This is a genomic window from Salinicola sp. (assembly GCF_982684285.1).
The window spans coordinates 1-3,810 of sequence record NZ_CEXLVS010000301.1 but is presented as its reverse complement, the minus strand read 5'-3'; the positions used below and the strand labels follow the sequence as shown (position 1 = coordinate 3,810).

Genomic DNA, 3,810 nt, shown 5'->3' with positions numbered 1-3,810 from the left:
CGCATCACCTGACCGGAGTCGCGGAGCGATTCGGTCAGCGCCACCGCCTCTTCCCGGTTCATGCCGTTGAGATAGACGGCCATGGCGAACGCGCCGATCTGCGCGTCGCCGATGCTGCCGTCGGCGATGCCGCCCATGACCAGATCGAGCATCTTGCGGTCGAGGGTCTGTCCATCGCGCTTACGTCGAATGATTTCCTGCGTCAGCATGGCACTCTCCGCTCGTGGTCGACCTGATTCAGTATCCGCCGCCGGTCGGTTGGGTGTCGTCGCCGGACAGCGTCGCGAGCAGCGCATCCAGTAGGCCGGAAGCGCCGAAGCGGAAGTGCGCCGGGGTGAGCCACGCCTCGCCCATGATGCCGGCGGCCAGATCCAGGTAGGCCTTGGCATCCTCGGTGGATCGGATGCCGCCGGCCGCCTTGAAGCCGACGTCGCGGCCGCTGTCGCGAATGGCGGAGAGCAGGATGTCGGCGGCTTCCAGCGTGGCGTTGACCGCCACCTTGCCGGTGGAGGTCTTGAGGAAGTCCGCACCGCACTCCAGCGCAATATCCGCGGCCTGGCGGATCAACGCCGGGTCTTCGAGTTCGCCGGTCTCTAGAATCACCTTGAGCAGCCGATCGCCGCAGGCATCGCGGCAGGCTGCGACCAGGGCGCGTCCCGACTCGGCATCGCCGCCGATCAGCGCCTTGTAGGGAAACACCACGTCGACCTCGTCGGCACCGGCCGCGACGGCCGCCCGGGTCTCGCGGCAGGCGCGCTCGACGTTGACGCTACCGTCGGGAAAATTGGTCACCGTGGCGATCCGTACCCGGTCGCGAATTCCCATGGCCGTCAGTTCGCGATCCGCCGCGTCGATGAACGCCGGGTAGAGGCAGACCGCGGCGGGGGCGCCGTACGGCGTGTCGGTACGACGACACAGTGTCCGGATGGCAGCGTCATCGTCGTCATCGTTGAGCGAGGTGAGGTCCATCATGGCCAGCGCCCGGCTGGCGGCTTGCTCGAGACTGCTCATCTTCCTATCTCCTTGTCCGGCGTGTTGGTGGCGGCTTCCTGCCGAGCCCGGCTCCCGGCATGTCTCCGCCGAGTCTGCCGGGGTTTCATGGCGATCATGCGATACGCATCCCGGTTCAGGCCGTGCCGGCCAGCGACAGGAAGATCCCGGCCAGGGTGGCCGACATCAGGTTGGACAGGGTGCCGGCAAGTACGGCCTTGAGGCCGTAGCGGGCGATCTCGGGCCGGCGGCTGGGCGCCAGCGTGCCGAGACCGCCGAGCAGGATCGCGATCGATGAGAGGTTGGCGAACCCGCACAGCGCGAACGACAGGATCGCGGCGGTATGGGCGGACATCGCCTGGCCGGTCGACTCGACCACGGTATCCCCGCTGATATAGGGGGCCAGGTTGATGTACGCCACGAACTCATTGACCACCAGCTTCTGGCCGATGAACGAGCCCGCCAGTGTCGCTTCATGCCAGGGAATGCCGAGCACGAACGCCAGCGGCGAGAACAGCCAGCCGAGAATCATCGACAGGCTCAACGAATCCATCCCGAACCAGCCGCCGACGCCACCCAGGATGCCGTCGATCATCGCGATCAGGCCGATGAAGGCCAGCAGCATGGCGCCCACGTTGGCGGCCAGCATCAGGCCCGACGAAGCACCGGAGGCGGCGGCATCCAGTACGTTGGCCGGCTTGTCCTCGGCTTCCAGTACATCCTTGGCCTGACGCGTGTCATCGTCGGGATTCTCCGTCTCCGGCATCAGGATCTTGGCGAACAGCAAACCGCCTGGCGCGGCCATGAACGAGGCGGCGATCAGATACTCCATCGGGATGCCGAGCTCGGCGTAGCCGGCCAGAACGGAGCCGGCAACGGACGCAAGCCCGCCGCACATGACCGCGAACAGTTCCGAGCGGGTCATGCTGGCCAGGAACGGGCGCACCACCAGTGGCGCCTCGGTCTGGCCGACGAAGATGTTGGCGGTGGCGGAGAGCGACTCGGTGCGCGAGGTGCCCAGTACCTTCTGCAGCGCGCCACCCAGAATCCGCACGACCCACTGCATGATGCCCAGATAGTAGAGAACGGCCGTCAGCGACGAGAAGAAGATGATGATCGGCAACACCTTGATGGCGAAGACGAAGCCGACATTGGTCGGATCGGCCAGGTTGCCGAACAGGAAGCCGATGCCGTCGTTGGCATAGCTGATGACCTGGCTGACGGCGCTGGAGACCGATCCCAGCACGGCCTGGCCGAACGGCACGTAGAGCACGAAGGCACCGATGCCGGCTTGAATGGCAAAGGCGCCGATGACGGTGCGAAGGCTGATCGCCTTGCGGTCGCTCGAGAAGATCAGCGCGATCAGCAGCAGCACGACGACGCCGACCAGACCCATGATGAGTGTCATGTTGTTGTCCTTGGTGTTGGTCCTGATGGGTAGAAAACGCCTTTTGACAGGACATCTTCTTGAGATGTTTTTAACATTTTTTGGTTTTCCCCGTCACTTGTTGTTTTTATTCTCACAAGCTCATAGAGTACTTTTGGACAAAGAATGGGCCCATATGTAGTGCTTTACGACCTATTTCCGAGTCACTATTGCGTAGCAGTGACGCGATGGCATGCCTGTGCCAGCCACGGGCGGTCAGGGGAATGAAAAAATAGTCACAAATCGGCGATAACCGTCTGGACGATGACGCAGCCGCAATGACGGCACGATGACAACACAATAAGAGTAGGGGAATGGCATGGTAGAACGAATCGCACGGCCAATGGGTGCTATGGAATGGTGGGCGAAAGGAGGATCTCGCCATCTGGCGTTGTCGGTGTCGCTGGGATTGGGGGCGATGACGCTGGCCGCGTTCCCGGCCTGGGCCGCCGACGGTCAGGGCGACGCGCCGGTCATCGAGCAGGAGACGCCGGATGAAGGGCCGGCGGCAGAGGGGCAGACCGCCGACGGGCCCTATCTGTCCGATTGGTATCACCAGAACCTCACCGTCATCGGCAGCAAGAACATCCGGTTCGGGCCGCAGCAGGTCGACGATATCTACCTGGAGTACGAATTCTTCGGTCGCAAGGGGCCGCTGGACCTCTACGGTTATATCGATTTCCCGAAATTCTTCGGTGTCGGCAATGCAGCGGACAGCGGCATCTTCGACAAGGGGTCGCCGGTGTTCATGGAGCTGGAGCCGCGTCTCTCCATCGACGACATGACCGGCCAGGACCTGAGTTTCGGCCCGTTCAAGGAGTGGTTCGTCGCCTTCGACTATATCTTCGACTGGGGGCATACCACGGAGAGCCGTCAGAACACGCTCTATGCCGGCCTGGGCACCGATATCGATACCGGCTCGCCGCTCGGGCTCTCGTTCAATCTCTACAAACGTCGCCAGTGGGAAAACTACGGTGCCGCCAACGAGCACTCCTGGGACGGCTACCGCGCGCAGTTGAACTACTCCTATCCGCTGGGCAGCTTCGATAACGGTGCGTCGCTGGTCTACCGCTCGGGTGGCCGCGGCGCGTTCTTCGCTCAACCGCACCTCGACACCCCGGAGAGGGCCGCTCGCTTAATCTCGCTACGCCATCCCTGGCGCCGCTCGAATCGGCGTCCACTCGCCGGGCGTCCCTGCCCGGCTTCGTTCCCGACGACGCTCGCGGCACCTCCGGGCGGTCCCGCCGCGGGGGACCGGGGGCGTCCGAGCGTCGTCGCCGGCTGGCGAGACAGGGATGTCAGAGCAAGCCGGCGCCGATCTGCCCGTAGCCAGGGACGGCGAAGGGCAGTTAAGCGTGGATGCCCTTCGGTCACCCGCGGCTGGCAGGCGCGGT

At 64.1% G+C, this 3,810-nt stretch carries 3 protein-coding genes and 1 pseudogene; 1 reads left to right on the top strand and 3 read right to left on the bottom strand.

All coding sequences use genetic code 11. The annotated features are described in order from the left end of the window. From AC3AYF_RS18635 to AC3AYF_RS18625, 3 genes and pseudogenes are all read right to left on the bottom strand, one after another. Positions 1-209, bottom strand: a pseudogene (locus AC3AYF_RS18635) (thymidine phosphorylase); the annotation flags it as partial. 28 nt (positions 210-237) lie between these two features. After that, complete coding sequence (deoC, locus tag AC3AYF_RS18630) at positions 238-1,011, bottom strand: deoxyribose-phosphate aldolase (RefSeq protein ID WP_149435978.1); 774 nt, start codon at positions 1,009-1,011, stop codon at positions 238-240. Between the two features lie 115 nt (positions 1,012-1,126). After that, a complete protein-coding gene (locus AC3AYF_RS18625) occupies positions 1,127-2,398 on the bottom strand; it encodes a NupC/NupG family nucleoside CNT transporter (protein ID WP_295039948.1) in 1,272 nt (423 codons plus the stop codon). 361 nt (positions 2,399-2,759) lie between these two features. Between AC3AYF_RS18625 and AC3AYF_RS18620 the strand changes: the two genes are divergently transcribed. Further along, positions 2,760-3,810 (top strand): outer membrane protein OmpK (locus tag AC3AYF_RS18620; RefSeq protein WP_487780166.1); only part of this gene is annotated, 1,051 nt, incomplete at its 3' end.